The sequence below is a fragment of the Marinomonas sp. BSi20584 genome (assembly GCF_002792415.1).
Classification (GTDB): Bacteria; Pseudomonadota; Gammaproteobacteria; order Pseudomonadales; family Marinomonadaceae; genus Marinomonas; species Marinomonas polaris.
On the sequence record NZ_KZ454890.1, the window covers coordinates 18740 to 37919 of the forward strand.

17 protein-coding genes and 1 tRNA gene are annotated in these 19180 nt (G+C 41.6%); 5 read left to right on the plus strand and 13 right to left on the minus strand.

Annotated elements, in window-relative coordinates:
- Positions 1–149: 149 nt before the first annotated feature.
- From clpX to TY87_RS17945, 4 genes are all read right to left on the minus strand, one after another.
- Complete coding sequence (clpX, locus tag TY87_RS17930; RefSeq protein ID WP_072838030.1) at positions 150–1430, minus strand: ATP-dependent protease ATP-binding subunit ClpX; 1281 nt, start codon at positions 1428–1430, stop codon at positions 150–152.
- Between the two features lie 16 nt (positions 1431–1446).
- The gene (gene clpP / locus TY87_RS17935) at positions 1447–2079 is read right to left on the minus strand and encodes an ATP-dependent Clp endopeptidase proteolytic subunit ClpP (RefSeq protein WP_072838029.1); all 633 of its coding nucleotides are present in this window, start codon (positions 2077–2079) and stop codon (positions 1447–1449) included.
- Positions 2080–2153: 74 nt separating this feature from the next.
- The gene (tig, locus tag TY87_RS17940; RefSeq protein ID WP_100188130.1) at positions 2154–3479 is read right to left on the minus strand and encodes a trigger factor; all 1326 of its coding nucleotides are present in this window, start codon (positions 3477–3479) and stop codon (positions 2154–2156) included.
- Between the two features lie 119 nt (positions 3480–3598).
- A tRNA-Arg gene (locus tag TY87_RS17945) sits at positions 3599–3675 on the minus strand.
- 330 nt (positions 3676–4005) lie between these two features.
- Here TY87_RS17945 and TY87_RS17950 point away from each other — a divergent pair.
- Both TY87_RS17950 and TY87_RS17955 read left to right on the plus strand, forming a co-directional pair.
- Entirely contained in the window at positions 4006–4866 is an 861-nt protein-coding gene (locus tag TY87_RS17950; RefSeq protein ID WP_072838088.1) for a YihY family inner membrane protein, read from the plus strand.
- A gap of 37 nt (positions 4867–4903) precedes the next feature.
- On the plus strand, positions 4904–5455 hold the full coding sequence (locus tag TY87_RS17955; protein ID WP_100188131.1) for a hypoxanthine-guanine phosphoribosyltransferase: 552 nt from the start codon (positions 4904–4906) through the stop codon (positions 5453–5455).
- A 69-nt stretch (positions 5456–5524) separates the two neighbouring features.
- Here the strand turns inward: TY87_RS17955 and sthA are convergent, their stop codons facing one another.
- The 9 genes from sthA to TY87_RS18000 form a co-directional block, all read right to left on the minus strand.
- Positions 5525–6919 (minus strand): Si-specific NAD(P)(+) transhydrogenase, encoded by a 1395-nt coding sequence (sthA, locus tag TY87_RS17960; protein ID WP_072838026.1) that lies wholly within the window; start codon positions 6917–6919, stop codon positions 5525–5527.
- Between the two features lie 21 nt (positions 6920–6940).
- Positions 6941–7174, minus strand: a complete 234-nt coding sequence (nqrM, locus tag TY87_RS17965; RefSeq protein WP_072838025.1) for a (Na+)-NQR maturation NqrM — start codon at positions 7172–7174, stop codon at positions 6941–6943.
- Between the two features lie 38 nt (positions 7175–7212).
- Positions 7213–8226, minus strand: a complete 1014-nt coding sequence (locus TY87_RS17970; RefSeq protein WP_100188132.1) for an FAD:protein FMN transferase — start codon at positions 8224–8226, stop codon at positions 7213–7215.
- A gap of 63 nt (positions 8227–8289) precedes the next feature.
- Complete coding sequence (nqrF, locus tag TY87_RS17975; protein ID WP_072838023.1) at positions 8290–9516, minus strand: NADH:ubiquinone reductase (Na(+)-transporting) subunit F; 1227 nt, start codon at positions 9514–9516, stop codon at positions 8290–8292.
- A 42-nt stretch (positions 9517–9558) separates the two neighbouring features.
- Positions 9559–10167, minus strand: coding sequence for an NADH:ubiquinone reductase (Na(+)-transporting) subunit E (gene nqrE / locus TY87_RS17980; protein ID WP_072838022.1), 609 nt, complete (start codon positions 10165–10167; stop codon positions 9559–9561).
- A complete protein-coding gene (locus TY87_RS17985) occupies positions 10168–10830 on the minus strand; it encodes an NADH:ubiquinone reductase (Na(+)-transporting) subunit D (RefSeq protein ID WP_072838021.1) in 663 nt (220 codons plus the stop codon).
- On the minus strand, positions 10830–11630 hold the full coding sequence (locus TY87_RS17990; RefSeq protein WP_100188133.1) for a Na(+)-translocating NADH-quinone reductase subunit C: 801 nt from the start codon (positions 11628–11630) through the stop codon (positions 10830–10832). The genes TY87_RS17985 and TY87_RS17990 overlap by 1 nt, the downstream gene beginning before the upstream one ends.
- Positions 11623–12819 carry an NADH:ubiquinone reductase (Na(+)-transporting) subunit B gene (locus TY87_RS17995; RefSeq protein WP_100188134.1) on the minus strand — a complete coding sequence of 399 codons (1197 nt, stop codon included), beginning with the start codon at positions 12817–12819 and terminating at the stop codon, positions 11623–11625. Before TY87_RS17995 ends, TY87_RS17990 begins: the two co-directional genes overlap by 8 nt.
- A 3-nt stretch (positions 12820–12822) precedes the next feature.
- Complete coding sequence (locus TY87_RS18000; protein ID WP_072838018.1) at positions 12823–14160, minus strand: Na(+)-translocating NADH-quinone reductase subunit A; 1338 nt, start codon at positions 14158–14160, stop codon at positions 12823–12825.
- 442 nt (positions 14161–14602) lie between these two features.
- On the opposite strand from TY87_RS18000, the gene folX reads away from it, so the two are divergent.
- From folX to TY87_RS18015, 3 genes are read left to right on the plus strand one after another with little or no spacing between them, the layout of a single operon-like run.
- Positions 14603–14971: a dihydroneopterin triphosphate 2'-epimerase gene (gene folX, locus TY87_RS18005; protein WP_072838017.1), complete on the plus strand. Its 369-nt coding sequence runs from the start codon at positions 14603–14605 to the stop codon at positions 14969–14971.
- Between the two features lie 7 nt (positions 14972–14978).
- Positions 14979–18407: a transcription-repair coupling factor gene (mfd, locus tag TY87_RS18010; RefSeq protein WP_100188135.1), complete on the plus strand. Its 3429-nt coding sequence runs from the start codon at positions 14979–14981 to the stop codon at positions 18405–18407.
- Entirely contained in the window at positions 18404–19174 is a 771-nt protein-coding gene (locus TY87_RS18015; protein ID WP_100188136.1) for a CsiV family protein, read from the plus strand. The genes mfd and TY87_RS18015 overlap by 4 nt, the downstream gene beginning before the upstream one ends.
- The last annotated feature ends 6 nt before the right edge of the window (positions 19175–19180 follow it).

The following is a 19180-nucleotide window of genomic DNA, read 5'->3' on the forward strand; positions in this document are numbered from 1 at the left end:
AGATAGGGACGAAGCCCGAAATTACAAGCACTATCACCATTTGAATTTAGTCTACACAACACTTTAAAGCGAAATATCATAAAAAAAGCCGAATTCAAGCAATAAAACTTAAACTCGGCTTTTTTATTAGATCATCAAACTTTAAAGAATTATGCGTTTTTAGCCAACTCTTCTTTTTCCAACACCATCAAAGGTGCAGTCTCTCCACGAATTGAAGTGGCATCCATAACAACTTTTACCACATCATTACGAGTAGGAAGCTCATACATGCTATCCAATAGAGCTGACTCTAAAATACTACGCAAGCCACGAGCACCAGTTTTACGCTCCAAAGCCAATTTAGCCGCTTCACGCAAAGACTCAGGTGTAAATTCCAGCTCAACACCTTCTAACTCAAACAAATGCTGATACTGTTTAACAAGAGCATTTTTAGGCTGACTTAAGATCGTCATCAACGCCTCTTCATCCAATTCTGAAAGTGTCGCCACAACAGGCAAACGACCAACAAACTCTGGAATCAAACCGAATTTAACTAAATCTTCTGTCTCTACACGGTGAACCGCTTCAGAAAAGGATCTACCCTCTTCTTTACTTTTCACGGTTGCAGAAAAGCCAATACTACTTTTTTCTGTTCTATCGCTGATAACACGCTCTAAACCTGCGAACGCACCACCACAAATAAACAAAATATTGGATGTATCGACTTGCAAAAACTCTTGCTGAGGATGCTTACGACCACCTTGCGGAGGAACAGAAGCAACAGTACCTTCAATTAGTTTTAGCAAAGCCTGCTGAACACCTTCGCCAGACACATCGCGTGTAATAGAAGGATTATCAGACTTTCTTGAAATTTTGTCTATTTCATCAATATAAACAATACCACGCTGAGCTTTTTCTACATCGTAATCACAGTTCTGCAATAGCTTTTGAATGATGTTTTCAACATCTTCACCAACATATCCTGCTTCCGTCAATGTAGTCGCATCAGCAATAGTAAAAGGTACATCTAGAACACGAGCAAGAGTCTGAGCAAGAAGCGTTTTACCACTACCTGTTGGACCAATTAGCAAGATGTTACTCTTACCTAGCTCAATACTAGTGTCCGATTTTCCCTGATGACGCAAACGCTTATAATGATTATAAACTGCCACCGCCAAAACACGCTTAGCTTTGTCTTGGCCAATAACATAATCATCAAGCGCCGCACTTAGTTTAGATGGCGTTGGCAACTCATCTGCAGACTCACCATCCTCAGTAATCTGAGACAGCTCCTGCGTAATGATGTTATTGCAAAGATCCACACACTCATTACAAATATAGACTGAAGGCCCTGCAATAAGTTTTTTTACTTCGTCTTGGCTCTTTCCACAAAAAGAGCAATACAATAACCGATCGGAGTGGTCGCCACGGCTAAATTTATCATCCGACATTTATTCCACCCTTTTCTTAAACTATTCGTTTCTGCAAGATATCATCAATCAAACCGTAGTCTTTTGCTGTTTGTGGATTCATGAAGTTATCACGGTCCGTATCAATAGCAACTTGCTCAATTGGCTTACCAGTATGAAAAGAAATAATTTCATTCAATTTATGTTTGATACTTAAAATTTCACGTGTATGAATCTCAATATCAGAGGCTTGCCCCTGATAACCACCTAAAGGCTGATGAATCATAACTCGCGAATTTGGCAAACAATAACGTTTACCAGCAGCACCAGCTGTTAACAACAAAGCACCCATACTCGCTGCCTGACCAATACACATTGTACTAACATCTGGCTTAATGAATTGCATCGTATCATAAATAGACATGCCAGCAGTAACAGAGCCACCCGGAGAGTTAATATACAAATGAATGTCTTTATCCGGATTTTCTGACTCTAAAAACAATAACTGCGCTACAACCAAGTTGGCCATGTGATCTTCAACTTGACCAACCAAAAAGATCACTCGCTCCTTAAGTAAGCGCGAGTAAATATCAAATGACCTTTCTCCACGAGCGGTCTGCTCAATAACCATTGGGACAAGACCATTACTTGTGATTGCAACAGGACCGGTAGTCGGGTTCATCAAATTCATATCGCATTCCTTAAAACAAAAAAGTCGACATAGCAAACGCTATGTCGACCTTATTAAAAAAGATAAGACTTGTCTTATGCTTCTTCCCCAGCCTCTTCAGCTTGGGCATTTGGCTTGATAGCGTCTTCATATCCCAGAGTTACTTCAGTAACCTGAGCAGATTCTAACAGTTTATCAACAACTTGCTCTTCAAGTACAGCAGATTGAACTTGAGCTAGTTGTTCTTTGTTCTTTAGGTAGAAATCAATAACTTGTTGTGGCTCTTGGTAAGCTTGAGCCATGTCTTCTAAGAAAGAACGAACACGGTCGTTATCAACTTTCATGTCATCTTTCTTGATAACTTCAGAAATCAACAAACCTAGCTTAGCGCGTTTTTTCGCTTCTTCTTGGAACAATTCAGCAGGTAACTGAGATGCATCAAAACCTTGACCGCCAAACTGCTGAGCAGCTTGTTTGCGAAGTGCGTCAACTTCTTGATCAACAAGAGCTGAAGGAACTTCCACCTCATTGATTGAAGACAAACCTTCAAACAAAGCGTTTTTAAGTTTTGACTTAATTGCTTGATTTAGCTCACGCTCCATATTCTTGCGCACTTCTGCACGCAAAGCAGCAACAGTCGCTTCTTCTAGACCAAATTTCTCAACAAAAGCATCATTTAGCTCTGGAAGGATTTGTTCTGCAACTTCAGAAACAGTAATTTTGAAAGTAGCTTCTTTACCTTTCAAGTTTTCAGCTTGGTAATCTTCTGGAAAAGTCACTGCAATAGAGCGCTCTTCGCCAGCTTTAGCACCTAGGATACCAGATTCAAAACCTGGGATCATTGTATTAGAACCCAAAACTAATTTATGACCTTCAGCAGCGCCGCCGTCGAAAGCCTCATCACCTAGATAACCAACAAAATCGATTGTTACTTGATCGCCGTCCGCAGATGCGCGCTCAACAGCAGACCATTCAGAATTTTGCTTACGCAAAGTTTCCAACATTACATCAACGTCTGTATCAGTTACTTCAGATACAACGCGATCAACTTTAATCGTAACGTTATCAGCCAAGGTAACTTCTGGATAAACTTCTACTTTAACAACAAACTCAAGATCAGCGCCTTCGGCAAAGTTCTTAGGTTCAATTGAAGGCATGCCTGCAGGCTGAATAGATTCTTTTTGAATCGCTTCAACGTAAGCATCACGCATAATTTGTTCTACAGCATCAAGACGAATACCTTGACCGTAACGTTTTTTCACAACACTAACAGGCACTTTGCCTTTACGAAAACCATCAATACGAATTGTTTTCGCTGTTTTAGCCACTTCAGAATTTACTTTTTCGTCAACACGAGCAGCTGGAACACTAATTGTTAGAACGCGCTCAATTGGAGACGTTGTCTCTACAGAAACTTGCATAAAACTTCCTCTCGGGAACCTGCTTTAATTTGTTGGCAATCTCGTTATTAACAAGACATCTATTCAATTACAGCCAACAAAACCTAAATAATAATTTAATTAAAGTAATGGACTGAAAATGGTGCTCCGTACTGGATTCGAACCAGTGACCTACCGCTTAGAAGGCGGTTGCTCTATCCAACTGAGCTAACGGAACAAAGATCATTACATTTCATTTGGTGGGCTATTATAGGGATGGAATAGCAATCGTCAACCAATAGACATAAAAAAGCCCAGTAAAACTGGGCTAAAAATGACTATTTGAAGCTATGGAACCGAGAATAGTTAAAATTCACTACTCCGCAGCACAAATATCACAAAAGGAACGAGATAAATAATACAAGCAGCCACCCTAAAAAACAAGGCACATGCGCCAAAAGGCGCCACGTTGCACCGTGTTTGTGCAATGTGCATTAAAAAGAAGTTTTTAATAAAATATTTAAGCCTATGTTATTGTAGTAGCCAACTTAAACAGAGCTTGATCACCATGCCAGAACGTCTAATTTATTTTTTTCTTGTCTTCAAACGTTATGGATACTTAACAATAACAAGATTCAAACATAGCAACCTTTCACAAAAAGCAGCACAACTCACTCTATCGAGCCTGCTAGCCGCTGTCCCTATCATAACTATTATTGTTGGAATACTAAGCTTCACGCCAGCATTAGAAGCAATGCAAGCACAACTATTCCAACTCATTGAACAGCATCTAGCACCCGGCTCTAGTGACATAATGATGCCTTATTTAATTAAGTTTTCTGCGCAGACTAAAAATCTTCCAGCGGCAGGACTTGTTGCTCTTGTTTTAACCGCACTATTACTACTAAATAGCTTTGAAAGTAGCGTCCAATCCATCTGGGAAATCAAAAAGGCCAGAAAAATTAGAGAGCGGTTACTAATATACTGGGCCATACTAACCTTAGGCCCAATCATTTTTGCAACATCACTAAGCCTATACGGCACGCTTATATCAATGCAAATACAAGGTACACAAACAAATGCATGGTTTGACAATCTATTAGAACTTGGCGGCATTACATTGTATTTCTTAATGTTATTGACACTGAATTATTTAACACCAAATGCTGAAGTTTCATTAAAGTGGGCTTCAATATCTGCTCTTGCAGGTAGCATCGGCCTCTTCATCTTAAATACGATATTCAGCTCATTTGCACAATTTTTCAGCAGCTACCAAGTAGTTTATGGCGCGTTCGCAGCCATCCCTATCTTTCTTATCTGGCTGCAAAGCTCATGGTTAGTAGTGCTCGCATCGATTTGCCTTTGCGCCACACTGCACAACATAAAAAACACAACTCTGCAGAAAAACTTAGCATCCGGTCAGGATTAATGTAAAATCCCGCAAATTTTCCACAATAGGGCTTACCATGACGAATACAATCAACGACCTAAACAAAATTTTAGATGAGGCGGATTGCTTAGTTGACGAAGCAAAACTTAACGAAGCCCTTGATAAGATGGCAACACAAATAACGGCAGACCTAGCAGATAAGCTCCCTCTTGTTCTTTGTGTTATGAATGGCGGATTAATTCCAACAGCCGCTTTGATAGAACGCTTAAACTTTCCATTAGAACTCGACTACATTCATGCCACTCGATACGGAATGGAAACAGAAGGTGCCTCACTTAATTGGCTAAGCTACCCACAAACGAGCCTTAAAAACAGGCACGTCCTCGTTGTAGACGATATTTTTGATCAAGGACACACCTTACAAGCGATTGCTAAATGGCTAGAAAACCAAGAAACAAGCGGCGTATACACTGCGACCGTTATTAATAAATTACACGACCGCAAAACAAACATGACTCCAGATTATGTCGGAACAGATGTTGCTGACAGGTTTTTATTCGGCTACGGAATGGATTACAAAGGCTTCTTCAGAAACCTAAAAGGCATCTACGCTATTAAAGACAGTTAATTCAACATCAAATGGCAGACAAAAAAATACCCACTTCAATAAAGTGGGTATTTTTATAACAAACTAAAACTAGAACACTCGATTAAAACCATTGAGCGCCGCAACTCGATAGGCTTCCGCCATAGTTGGGTAGTTAAAAGTCGTATTTAAAAAGTACTTCAATGTGTTCTGTTTACCAGGCTGCTTCATAATCGCTTGACCAATGTGAACAATCTCTGACGCTTGGTCACCGAAACAGTGAATCCCCAGCAACTCTAGCGACTCGCGGTGAAACAAAATCTTCAACATTCCAACCGCCTCACCTGTGATTTGTGCGCGAGCAGTGTTTTTAAAGAAAGCACGACCTACTTCGTAAGGCACTTTTTCAGCCGTCAATTCAGCTTCCGTTTTGCCTACTGAACTTATTTCAGGAATTGTATAGATACCTGTCGGCACTTCACTAATGAACTCACCACCAGGAGAACCAAACATATTAGCAGCAGCAGCACGACCTTGATCATACGCCGCACTGGCTAAACTTGGCCAACCGATAACATCACCTGCAGCATAGACGTTCTCAACCTGCGTTTGATAGGTATCATTTACCGCTAATTGCCCGCGACTATTAACCTCTAAGTTAATTGACTCTAGACCCAAATTATCGGTATTACCGGATCGACCATTACAGAACAACAAAGCATCTGCGCGTAATTTTTTACCTGACGCCATATGCATCACTACGCCACGCTCTGTGGTTTCAACAGAATCATACGTTTCATTGTGACGAATCAAAACACCACCATCACGCAAGTGATAACTCAACGCATCTGTAATCTCATCATCAAGAAAGCTCAATAATTTTTTGGCTGGATTGATTAGTTCAACACGTACACCCAAACCACAAAAAATAGATGCATACTCACAACCAATTACACCCGCACCATAGATAATCAAAGAGCGCGGAGTATGACTTAAACTTAAGATGGTATCAGAACAATAAATACGAGGATGCGAAAAATCGATATTGGCTGGACGGTATGGACGCGAACCAGTTGCAATCACGACTTTCTTTGCCTCTAGAAGCTCTGGCCCTTTCTCATAGGTATTTACTTCTATCGTATTCGCATCTTTGAACTTACCTCTACCAAAGTAAATATCAATTCGGTTACGTGCATAATATTCCGTACGACCCATGACCTGTTTATCAATTACTCGATTCGCACGATCCAAAACTTTTGGAAATGAAAACCAACGAGGCTCACCGATATCACGGAACATTGGGTTAGTATTGAAGGCAATAATTTCCTTAACAGCGTGACGCAATGCCTTTGATGGAATGGTCCCTAAATGCGTACAACTTCCGCCTACTTGCGAACTCGCCTCAATAACAGCCACTCTTTTGCCAGCCTTCGCAGCACTCATTGCAGCACCTTCTCCGGCAGGACCCGTGCCTAACACCACCACATCATAATGTCTCGTCGTCATAATACCCTCTTCACTGTTCAATTATTTAGATGCGTCGTAAAACGTGTCATCAGAGACTGTTGCCGCCATACCTTTTTTCGTTTCTTTCTCGCACTTACCCTTGTCTCCACCACAAATATCGCAGGCAACTTCCATTCCTAAAGCGCTCATGCCACCACAAGAACCAGAAATAGGTTTTCTACCCATCAACACACCGACAGACATAGCAGTAACCAATAAAAGCATAAGGACAAATGCCAAAATAATCGTCAACATATGATTTCTCCTAAAAAATAAAAATATATAAAGTTCAATTACTCTAAATAAGATTTAAAAGCATCAGATGGATGCTCTTCAAAACCAAAATCTGTTTTCACCAACAAATAAGCCGCAATACCATTTTGTTGAGCAAACTCAAAACCCTTTTCAGGACCAAGCACAGTAATTGCTGTAGCAAGACCATCAGCCATTGTTGTCGTTTTATCTACTACAGTAACAGAAACTAGCCTGTGCGTAATTGGCCGCCCCGTAACAGGGTTAATAGTATGAGAGTAACGCACACCATTTTTTTCAAAATAATTTCTGTAATCTCCAGATGTAGCAACAGCAAAATCAGTCACAGATATAATACGCTCTGCAATATCATGCCCACCTGCAGGACTTTCGATCGCTATTTTCCAAGGAGCTCCATCGGGCTTTAAACCTTTGGATATTATTTCACCTCCCACTTCAACCAAATAGCTCTCTATCCCTCTATCTTGAAGCACTCGTGCCACTACATCAACGCCATACCCCTTAGCAATAGAGGACAAATCTACATAGATGTCTTTTTCTTTGGTCAAACGACGGCCATCAAGCTTTAAATAGTGATAACCCACTCGCGACTTCGCCTCATCAATCAATTCTTGACTAGGCACTTTATCTTCACGCTTCCCTGGTCCGAACCCCCATAGGTTAACCAAAGGCCCGATAGTAACATCGTATTCACCGCCACTCATTTCACTAATAAGCAACGCCTTATCGATAACATAAGCCATATCTTCACTAACATTAGCAGATTGGCCTTCAGGCAGCTTGTTAAAAAGCGAAAGCTCTGAATTAGGATCGTAAGTCGACATGAGTTTATTAACTCTAACCAGCGCAGCATCAACATCATCCTTCAAATCCGAAGAATTATTAACGTCTTTTGTAGTAAAAAACTTCACTGTATAGGTTGTGCCCATTGTAGGGCCAGAGAAACTAGCTAATTCAGGAGTGAAAACAGAAAGACGGTACACGACCGCAATAGCGATAAGCAGGAAGGCTGAAAATAGTATTTTTTTACGCATATAAGGTCTTTTTAGTCGCCAATAAAATAAAGACCCACCTAAAGGTGGGTCTTTATTCAGGTGCTAGCCACCGAAATCATCAAGTAGGATGTTTTCTTTTTCTACACCTAGATCTTCTAACATCTTAATTACAGATGCGTTCATCATTGGAGGTCCACACATGTAGAACTCACAATCTTCTGGAGCAGGATGGTCTTTTAGATAACTTTCATAAAGAACGTTATGAATAAAGCCAGTTTTACCTTCCCAGTTATCTTCAGGCTGAGGATCAGAAAGCGCCAAATGCCATTCGAAGTTGTCATTCTCTTCTTGAAGCTTATCGTATTCCTCAGAATAGAAGGCTTCACGTACGCTACGAGCACCGTACCAGAATGAAATCTTACGTTTCGAATTCAAACGCTTAAGCTGATCAAAGATGTGTGAACGCATTGGCGCCATACCAGCACCACCACCAACAAACACCATTTCAGCATCAGTATCTTTGGCAAAGAACTCACCAAATGGACCGTATACTTTTATCTTATCGCCAGGCTTAAGACTGAACACATAAGAAGACATCTGACCTGGCGGTAAATCATCTTTACCTGGAGGCGGTGAAGCAATACGGATATTAAACTTCACAATGCCTTTTTCTTCAGGATAGTTCGCCATTGAGTAAGCACGAATAACAGTTTCATCTACCTTGGATACGAACTTCCAAAGGTTAAATTTATCCCAGTCACCACGGTACTCTTCTTCAATATCAAAATCTTTGTAATACACAGTATGCGCTGGCGCTTCAAGCTGAACATAACCACCCGCACGGAAATCAACGTTTTCGCCTTCAGGCAATTTTAACGTCAACTCTTTAATGAAGGTCGCTAAGTTAGGGTTTGACTCAACAGTACATTCCCACGCTTTAACACCAAACACTTCTTCAGGTACCTCTACATCCATATCTTGCTTCACAGAAACTTGACAAGATAAGCGATAACCTTCTTTTTCATCACGACGAGTAAAGTGAGACTGCTCAGTAGAAAGCATAGAACCGCCACCACTAGTCACTTTACATTTACACTGAGCACAAGTACCACCACCGCCACAAGCAGATGATAGAAAAATGCCACTGTTCGCCAAAGTTTGAAGCAACTTGCCACCAGCAGGTGCAGTTACTTCCTTTTCACCATTGATGCGAATTGTAACGTCCCCAGTACTTACCAAGCGCGCACGAGCAGCAAGGATAATTGCCACTAACGCAAGCACGATAGCTGTGAACATCACCACACCTAGAATAATTTCTAAGTTGACCATGTTAGTTAAACCTTATTCTTGGTTGTCTAAATGGGCAGCCAATTAAAGCTGCACACCAGAAAATGACATAAAACCTAAGCTCATTAGACCAACAGTAATAAACGTGATACCAAGACCACGAAGACCTGCAGGAACATCTGAATACTTAAGCTTCTCCCGAATACCAGCTAGCGCAGCAATTGCTAACGCCCAACCAACACCAGCACCTACACCGTAAACAAGACTTTCACTAAAGTTATAGTCACGCTCAACCATGAACAAAGAAGCACCCATGATGGCACAGTTCACTGTGATAAGTGGTAAAAATACACCCAACGCGTTGTATAACGCAGGCATGTATTTATCTAAAGCCATTTCCAAAATTTGAACGACAGCAGCGATAACACCAATGTAGCTCAACAAACCTAGGAAGCTAAGATCAACACCAGGCAAGCCTGCCCACTCAAGTGCACCATCGATCAATAGATTCTGGTACAACAAGTTGTTAAGTGGAACAGTAATCGCCAACACAACAACAACGGCAATACCCAAACCTATCGCTGTTTCTACTTTTTTGGACAAAGCCAGAAAAGTACACATACCAAGGAAAAAAGCCAACGCCATGTTTTCAACGAAAACAGCCTTAACAAATAGACTTATTAAATGTTCCATTTATAGCGCCTCCTGAGAACGAGAATTCGCTGCGATCTTAAACTCAGGCTCTTCTACTTGCTCTTTCTTATAAGAGCGCAAAGCCCAAATAACCAAGCCAATAACAAAGAACGCACTTGGTGGAAGCAACATCAAACCATTAGGTTGGTACCAACCACCATTCTGTACAGTGGCAAAGATCTCAAAACCAAATAATTTACCGGCGCCTAGCAATTCACGGAAAAAAGCAACAACGATCAACATCGCGCTGTAGCCCAAACCGTTACCAATACCATCGACAAAGCTCATCACAGGACCATTCTTCATCGCAAACGCTTCTGCACGCCCCATTACGATACAGTTCGTAATAATAAGACCAACGAATACAGAAAGCTGCTTACTAATTTCAAAAGCAAACGCTTTCAAAATCTGATCAACCACAATTACCAACGAAGCAATGATAATCATCTGAACAATGATACGAATGCTGTTTGGAATATGGTTACGAATAATCGCAATAAAGAAGCTCGAAAAAGCCGTTACTAAGGTCAAGGCTATTGCCATAACCAAACTAACCTTCAGACTACTTGTTACAGCCAATGCAGAACAAATACCCAAAATTTGCAAAGCAATTGGGTTATTAGCAAGAATTGGCCCAAAAAGGACTTTTTTCACATCAGACATTATTGAACTCCTTCGCTACGCAGTTGCGATAAGAATGGTCCAAAACCTTCTTGACCTAACCAGTATTGAACAAGATGAGTAACACCACGACTTGTTAGTGTTGCTCCAGATAAACCATCTACTTTATAAGCAGCTTTAGGGTCTGAACTATCAACACCACCTTTTACAAGATGGATAACAGCTTCGCCTTGCTCATTGTAAATTTCTTTACCTTTCCACAACGCTTTCCAATTAGGGTTGTCTACTTCACCACCCAATCCAGGTGTTTCGCCTTGGTCATAGAAACCAAAACCAATCACTGTATTGAAGTCATTTTGCAAAGCCATAAAACCATACATAGTTGACCATAAACCATAGCCATGCACAGGAAGAATGATTCGATCAATTCTATCACCAGACTTCACAAGATAAACAACTGAGAAGTTTGAGCGACGCTTAATACCCGCTGGATCTTGTTCACCCTTAAGGGCAATAGATAGCTTAGGATCTTTCGCGGCAGACTTTTGGTCAAAGGTAGCAGCTTTAATACCTGCTGCTTGCAGCTCTTCCTGCGTTGCAAATTTACCAGTTTGTAAATTAACAACACGAGATTCAACCGATTCGAAAATCTCATCAACCGACTTACCGGATTCAAGCATGCCAGCTGCTGATAAAATATTACGTTTACGGTCTAAATCTTTATTGGTGTTCTGAATAGGCTTAAGGCCTACCGCTGCCGCTGCAACAAAAATAGAACAAACCAAACACAAAGATAAAGCAACTATAATGGTCTTTTTAATACTATCGTTACTACTAGCCATTGCGTGCAATCCTCCGTTTAATGTTCGCCTGAACAACAAAGTGATCAATAAATGGCGCAAACAAATTCGCGAATAGAATTGCTAACATCATACCCTCTGGGTATGCAGGGTTAACAACACGAATCAGTACAACCATCAAACCAATCAGAGCGCCATAAAACCACTTACCACGATTCGTCATTGATGCAGATACTGGATCAGTCGCCATGTACATCATACCGAAGGCAAAACCACCTAAAACAAGATGCCAATACCAAGGCGTAGCGAACATAGGATTAGTGTCAGAACCAATTACGTTAAACAACGCAGAGGTTAGTACCATACCCAGCATAACGCCAGCGACGATTCGCCAAGCAGCAATTCGCATTACTAACAATGCACAACCACCAATTAGGATCGCTAAAGTAGAAGTCTCGCCCATTGAACCTTGAATAAAGCCAAAGAATGCATCAGACCAAGCAACGGTTAAACCAGCAACACCATCAGCTGAAAGCTGACTTAGTGCTGTTGCACCAGAAAACCCATCAACCGCTGTCCAAACTGCATCACCAGACATAGAAGCTGGGTAAGCAAAGAATAGGAAAGCACGACCAGCCAATGCAGGGTTCAGGAAGTTTTTACCTGTACCACCAAACACTTCTTTCGCCAACACAACACCAAAACTAATCCCTAAGGCAACTTGCCATAAAGGAACGGTTGCAGGTAATGACAACGCAAAAAGAATGGAAGTAACAAAGAAGCCTTCGTTTATCTCATGCTTACGCACAGAAGAAAACAATACTTCCCAAAAACCACCCACAACAAAGGTAACAAGATAAACAGGCAAAAAGTACATTGCGCCGTAAATCATATTGTCCCAAATGCTTGAGGCATTATAGCTAGTCAGACTACCAATAATGGCATGACGCCAAGAGTCAGCAGGTGCAACACCCATTGCCTCCATAGCCGTATTGGCTTGCAAGCCAATGTTATACATGCCAAAGAACATAGCAGGGAATGTACACATCCACACCAAAATCATGATGCGCTTCATATCCACAGCATCACGAACATGAGAGCCATTTTTGGTCACAGAACTTGGGCGGTAAAAAATAGTATCTACAGCTTCGTAAAGCGCATACCACTTTTCGTATTTTCCACCTGAGTGAAACTCAGGTTCCATTTTATCGAGTACTTTTCTAAGCCCCATGAATTAACCCTCTTTCTCTATTAGAGTTAGGCAATCCCGAAGGATCGGGCCATATTCGAACTTACCTGAGCAACTGTAAGTACACAAAGCCAAATCTTCATCATCCAACTCAAGTGCACCAAGCTTTTGAGCTTGCTCCGTATCATTCACAACCAACGCACGTAGCAATTGTGTTGGCAAAATATCAAGCGGCATAACGCGCTCAAAATTACCAAGAGGCAACATGGTACGATCACTACCATTCGTCGTAGTTGTCATATCAAATGATTTCTTACCAGTCAGCTTGGACAAGAACACATTCATAATAGAATGTTTTTCTACACCAGCACGAAGATAATGCATCATTTGACGCTCACGACCTTCAAGCAATACAGATACTTGATTGTGATAGCGACCCAAGAAAGCAAAAGGCCCAAAAGCGTTACGACCAGAAAGAACAGAACCAGAGATAACTCGGTTATCACCTTCTGCTAATTCACCTGCCAACAGATCATCTAAGCTTGCACCAACTTGAGTACGAACTAAGCGAGGCTTTTTAACCTGTGGGCCAGCCACAGCGATAACACGCTCAACACTAAGCTCACCAGTAACAAAAAGTTTGCCGATAGCAACAACATCTTGGTAATTAATAGACCAAACTGTTTTCTTGTCGCTGACTGGATCAAGGAAATGAATGTGCGTACCAGCTAGACCGGCAGGGTGCACACCAGAGAACTCTTCAACTGTCACATCAGACGTTGTAGGAATTTTCGCACCAGGCGCTTTACATAGAAAAACCTTACCTTCAGTCAAACGAGTTAACACGGTAAGACCATCTGCAAATGCTTCCGCCTGATCAGCAAGCACGACTTCAGGAGAAGCAGCCAACGGATTAGTATCAATTGCGGTAACAAAAATGGAATTCGGCACTGAAGCAATTTCAGGCACTTTCGAGAACGGACGCGTACGGAATGATGTCCACAATCCAGAATTCACCAGATTATCTACAACCTTACTACGTTCTAAAGATTTTAGTTCAGAGCCAGAATAAGCAGCGAAGGTTTCGGACTCATTACCTTCAACACTAATAACAAGCGACTGAAATACACGTCGTGCGCCACGGTTAATAGCAGCTACAGTTCCAGAAGCAGGAGAAGTATAGTTAACACCCTCCGTTTTCTTGTCTGTAAAGACAACCTGACCTTTTTTGACTTTGTCCCCTTCCTTGACAAGCATGGTGGGTTTCATTCCATGAAAGTCTGGACCAATCACAGCAACTGTTTTAGCAGCAGCAGCCGTCTCAATCACTTGATTGGGAGCACCTGAGATCGGTAGATCTAGGCCTTTTGTAATTTTATACATATGTTCTGCCCAACAATAAATTGAACACAAAAAGCGTAATGCGTAATGTTCACACCCCCCTCCGGGAAAACATGCATGAACGAACAACTAACCTTAAGGTAATTGTAAAACGCAAACTCACTTCACCAAAAAACCGACGTATTATAAAGATCATTCCCCCCATTGACCAGCTCATGAGGCGGTCTTTAAGCACCAACTTTTACTTAAAAGCACTACTTCATCCTTATTCCATGATGTAAAGCCGTAAAAAATACTTTTTTTTGTTATTTTATTACACGCTTCGACGCAACATTGCCAATCAACGCCAGTTAGATTAATTAAAATGAAGCAAGGCAATCCAAACAGTGCAATCCAACGTACTTTAGTTAGTTGCCATACATGATTGAAAACGACACAATATCGCCTAATAAATGAATAGGCTCAAAAACACGGAAGCACAACTATGATCAAACCAGAAGCTCAAATTCATATTAAAAATTTACGTCTAAGAACCTATATTGGATTCAATGAGTCTGAAAAACAAAACAAACAAGATGTTGTTATTAACGCTTGGATACATTACCCAGCCTCTCAAGCCTATGACACAGATAATGTTGAAAATGCGGTAAACTACCGAACTATCTGTAAAGAAATGATAGCCCACACCGAAAGCAATCGCTTTCTTTTACTCGAAAAGCTAACCGCAGACTTGCTGGAACTTTGCATGACGTCAAATAATGTTACCTTTGCAAAAGTTGAAGTTGCAAAACCACACGCATTACGTTTTGCAGACTCTGTATCCTTGACGCTATCCGCAACTAGAGAACAATAAGCCCAACATGTCAGAAACCGTATCAATCACACTAAAGCCAGGCTTCAAGAATTTAATTAGTGGCCTAGACGGCAGCAGAAAAGCATTACAGCTGCTAGCAATAGCCTCTCAACATAAACAGCCAACTCTTTACATGGCCAATACTGTTGCCGAATTAAATGAGCTTGAAGATGAAATACAGTTTCTAAATCAAAACAAAAGAGAAATATTGAGATTTAGCGACTGGGAAACATTGCCATATGATGCCTTTTCACCGCACCAAGACATCATTTCTCAGCGTTTGGAAACACTGGCCAAACTTTCCGAAACGAAAAACCCGATCGTACTAACAACGGTTGCTTCTTGCCTAACACGACTTTGCCCAAAACAGCATCTTGATGCTCAACGTTTTCATTTAGAAGAAGGGCTGGAGCTACCTCTTGAACAGCTATCAAGAAAACTAACAAACGCGGGCTACTTAAATGTCGGCTCCTCAAATGTGAGTGTCGTCCGCGAACATGGTGAATACGCGATTCGTGGCGCCTTGATGGATGTCTACCCGATGGGCGCAGAAAACCCCATTAGGATTGACTGGTTTGACAATGAAATTGAGTCCATTCGATGGTTCGACCCTGAAACACAACGCAGCATAAGCAAAGTTTCAGAAATCAAAATGCTTCCAGCAAAAGAATTCCCAACCACATCACAGGGCATTCAGCAGTTTCGCCAAGCTTTTAGAGAACGCTTTGAGACAAACCCGCTTTCAAGCCCGATTTACCAAGATATTTCCAGCGGCCTGATTCCGGCAGGCATAGAATACTATTTACCTTTGTTCTTTGAACAAACCGCCAGTATATTTGATTATCTACCTGACAATACTCTCATCATTCGCTCAGACAACTTTAATGATCAGTTTGCCAGCATTCAACTTGATTTCCGTAGTCGCCACGAATCACTTAATTACAACATCGAGCGCCCTATTTTAAAGCCCGATGAAATTTGTCTACGAGAAGATGAGCTTTTTGCACAACTTAATCGATTTACAAACATCATTTTTTCGACAGCGGGAGATCACCCAGCATATAAAGCCCTTGATGTTGTTAAAATTGATTCGAAAGCAGCGCGCCCCCTTGGCAAACTACAAGACTTCCTCGCAAAAACAACCGCTAGAGTTCTTATCGTCGCAGAGTCTGCGGGCCGCCGAGAAGCACTGCTTGATCTGCTAAAAAAATACGACATTAAACCTAAGCAAGTGGACGGCTGGGAAGCTTTCACCAAATCAACAAAGGCGCTCGCCATCACCGAAGGTAATATTGGTCGCGGCTTCATCATTAATGATGAGCTAGCCCTAATTCCTGAAAGTGAAATATTAGGCGAGCGCGTTTCTCAGCATCGTCGACGCAATAAACAAAGCAATATTAGTGAAGACGCGATCATCCGCAATCTCACCGAACTGAGATTAAATGCTCCTGTTGTCCACATCGATCACGGCGTCGGTCGCTACCTTGGACTAACCAATTTAGAAATAGATGGACAAGAGACAGAACTTCTAACGCTAGGCTATGCCAATGACGCAAAACTTTATGTCCCTGTTTCATCATTACAATTAATTTCTCGTTACACAGGCGCAGATGAAGATACCGCACCACTGCATAAACTTGGTACTGACAAATGGAGTGTCGCCAAACAAAAAGCAGCAGAAAAAGCCCGCGACACAGCGGCAGAACTACTAGAAATATACGCGCAACGCGAGGCACGAGTTGGTTATGCTTTCGCCAAGCCAGATGATCAATACGAGCTATTCTCCGCTGGCTTCCCGTTTGAAGAAACACCCGATCAGCAAATGGCAATCGATGCAGTCATGGCCGATATGTCTACTAAAAAGCCAATGGATCGCTTGGTCTGTGGCGATGTGGGATTTGGCAAAACAGAAGTCGCCATGAGAGCAGCCTTCCTAGCCGTTCAAGACGGAAAACAAGTGGCCGTTCTTGTCCCAACCACACTACTCGCTCAACAGCACTATGAAAATTTTTGCGACCGTTTTGCCGACTGGCCAGTAGAGATCGAACTATTATCTCGTTTCCGCTCAGGCAAACAATCCAATACATCAATCGATCGACTAGAATCTGGCAAAGCAGACATTGTTGTTGGCACCCATAAACTCATCCAAAGTGATGTTAAGTTTGCCAATTTGGGACTGGTTATTATCGATGAAGAGCATCGTTTTGGTGTGAAGCAAAAAGAGCAATTTAAAGCCCTACGAGCAGAAGTTGATATATTAACTTTAACCGCCACACCAATTCCTCGAACACTAAACATGTCTTTGTCTGGTATTCGTGATTTATCCATTATTGCCACACCACCAGCCAAACGCTTATCTGTAAAAACCTTTGTAAAACAAAAAGACGAGCATCAAATCAAAGAAGCCATTTTGCGCGAGCTGCATCGTGGCGGGCAGGTTTATTACTTACATAATGAAGTACAAACCATCCAAAAAGCGGCGGAAGAGTTGGAGGAATTAATCCCAGAAGCTCGCGTTATTGTTGGTCACGGTCAGATGCGCGAAAGAGAGCTGGAACAAGTCATGTCTGACTTTTACCACAAAAGAGCCAACGTACTCGTCTGCTCTACCATTATAGAAACTGGCATCGACATACCAAACGCCAACACGATTATCATTGAGCGAGCCGATAAATTTGGTTTAGCACAACTACACCAATTGCGAGGCCGTGTTGGTCGATCTCACCATCAGGCTTATGCATATTTACTGACTCCAAATGATCGTAAAGTCACAGGCGATGCAGAAAAACGCCTTGAAGCCATCATGCTTGCTGACAAACTTGGCGCAGGATTCACGTTAGCAACTCACGATTTAGAAATCCGTGGCACCGGCGAACTATTAGGCGACGGTCAAAGTGGACACATTGAACACGTTGGTTTCTCGCTATTTATGGACATGCTAGACAGAGCAGTAAAATCCCTCAAAAATGGTGAGTCTCCCGATATAGATATTACGTCTCCTGCGCAAACCGAAGTAAACTTGCGAGTACCCGCACTTATTCCAGAAGATTACTTAGGTGATGTACATTCACGCTTGATTCTGTATAAACGTATTGCCAGCGCAAAAAGCAGCGACGAACTAAAAGATCTTCAAGTGGAAATGATTGACCGCTTTGGACTACTGCCTGACGCAACGAAAAACTTATTCCGTCAAACAGAACTAAAACTTAAAGCGGAAAGCCTTGGTATTAATAAAATTGAAGCCAATGCAAAAGAAGGTAAAATCTTCTTTAACAGCAAAACACCAGTCGACCCGATGAAGCTTATTCGACTCATCCAAACGAAACCCGATACCTACAAACTGGTTGGCTCTGATACGTTGAAATTTTTAGCTCCAATGAATAGCGCAGAAGAGCGCTTCCAACAAACGACAATGACTTTGGAATTATTACATTGAAATCCCTGATTGCTATTTTTTTATCCCTAAACCTACTCAGCACTCAAATTTTTGCTGCTGATGAGCAAATCAACCCCGATACAGCTAGAGCCTATGAAGGCTACATGGTGACATTCCAATGGCCAGACGCTCTAACTAGCGAGCAAGTAAATTACAAAAGCATTCTTTCGACAGACAACCTTATTCGCCTAATAGGTGATGAAAAAAGCACAGACAACAACAATGCGCAATCCACACCTTTCGGAAACGTCGAAGCAAGGTTAGGCAAAAACGTCACAATATTAGCCAACAAAAAATGGACTCTCATTTTCAGATACCCAGGAGACACCATCAGGAAATCCTTCTATAGTGAACAAGAGAAAGATGGCTACCCAGAACTAACTGGCAACATCGCCATTAAACTTGGGCGTTACTTAGAGTCAGACATCCAATATAAACACTACCTATTTGACAGTTTCACTCAACCTGATCCCATTCAAAACAGCAAACATGATGGAAGCTCATCAATATTTTCACAGACAAGAAACCAACCTGATTTCAAAGAGTTCGAGCCTGCATTGGTATTGAAGCTAAATCAAAGTAATAAAACAGCCAGCAAAAAAGTGAACTATCTAGACCATCCCACGATTGGCACATTAATATATTTCGAGCCAATTGAGTTAGAAGACGCAATAGAGAAAATTGCTACACAATCAGTAGCACCCGAAACAGGGAAAAGCCTAACTTACGATTCTCTGCAAAGCACAAACGAACTAACAAACAGGTAGAGCAGC

Coding starts and splice junctions, on each gene's coding strand:
- clpX (WP_072838030.1), bottom strand. CDS start 1,430: ATGTCGGATGATAAATTTAGCCGTGGCGACCACTCCGATCGGTTATTG.
- clpP (WP_072838029.1), bottom strand. CDS start 2,079: ATGAATTTGATGAACCCGACTACCGGTCCTGTTGCAATCACAAGTAAT.
- tig (WP_100188130.1), bottom strand. CDS start 3,479: ATGCAAGTTTCTGTAGAGACAACGTCTCCAATTGAGCGCGTTCTAACA.
- TY87_RS17950 (WP_072838088.1), top strand. CDS start 4,006: ATGCCAGAACGTCTAATTTATTTTTTTCTTGTCTTCAAACGTTATGGA.
- TY87_RS17955 (WP_100188131.1), top strand. CDS start 4,904: ATGACGAATACAATCAACGACCTAAACAAAATTTTAGATGAGGCGGAT.
- sthA (WP_072838026.1), bottom strand. CDS start 6,919: ATGACGACGAGACATTATGATGTGGTGGTGTTAGGCACGGGTCCTGCC.
- nqrM (WP_072838025.1), bottom strand. CDS start 7,174: ATGTTGACGATTATTTTGGCATTTGTCCTTATGCTTTTATTGGTTACT.
- TY87_RS17970 (WP_100188132.1), bottom strand. CDS start 8,226: ATGCGTAAAAAAATACTATTTTCAGCCTTCCTGCTTATCGCTATTGCG.
- nqrF (WP_072838023.1), bottom strand. CDS start 9,516: ATGGTCAACTTAGAAATTATTCTAGGTGTGGTGATGTTCACAGCTATC.
- nqrE (WP_072838022.1), bottom strand. CDS start 10,167: ATGGAACATTTAATAAGTCTATTTGTTAAGGCTGTTTTCGTTGAAAAC.
- TY87_RS17985 (WP_072838021.1), bottom strand. CDS start 10,830: ATGTCTGATGTGAAAAAAGTCCTTTTTGGGCCAATTCTTGCTAATAAC.
- TY87_RS17990 (WP_100188133.1), bottom strand. CDS start 11,630: ATGGCTAGTAGTAACGATAGTATTAAAAAGACCATTATAGTTGCTTTA.
- TY87_RS17995 (WP_100188134.1), bottom strand. CDS start 12,819: ATGGGGCTTAGAAAAGTACTCGATAAAATGGAACCTGAGTTTCACTCA.
- TY87_RS18000 (WP_072838018.1), bottom strand. CDS start 14,160: ATGTATAAAATTACAAAAGGCCTAGATCTACCGATCTCAGGTGCTCCC.
- folX (WP_072838017.1), top strand. CDS start 14,603: ATGATCAAACCAGAAGCTCAAATTCATATTAAAAATTTACGTCTAAGA.
- mfd (WP_100188135.1), top strand. CDS start 14,979: ATGTCAGAAACCGTATCAATCACACTAAAGCCAGGCTTCAAGAATTTA.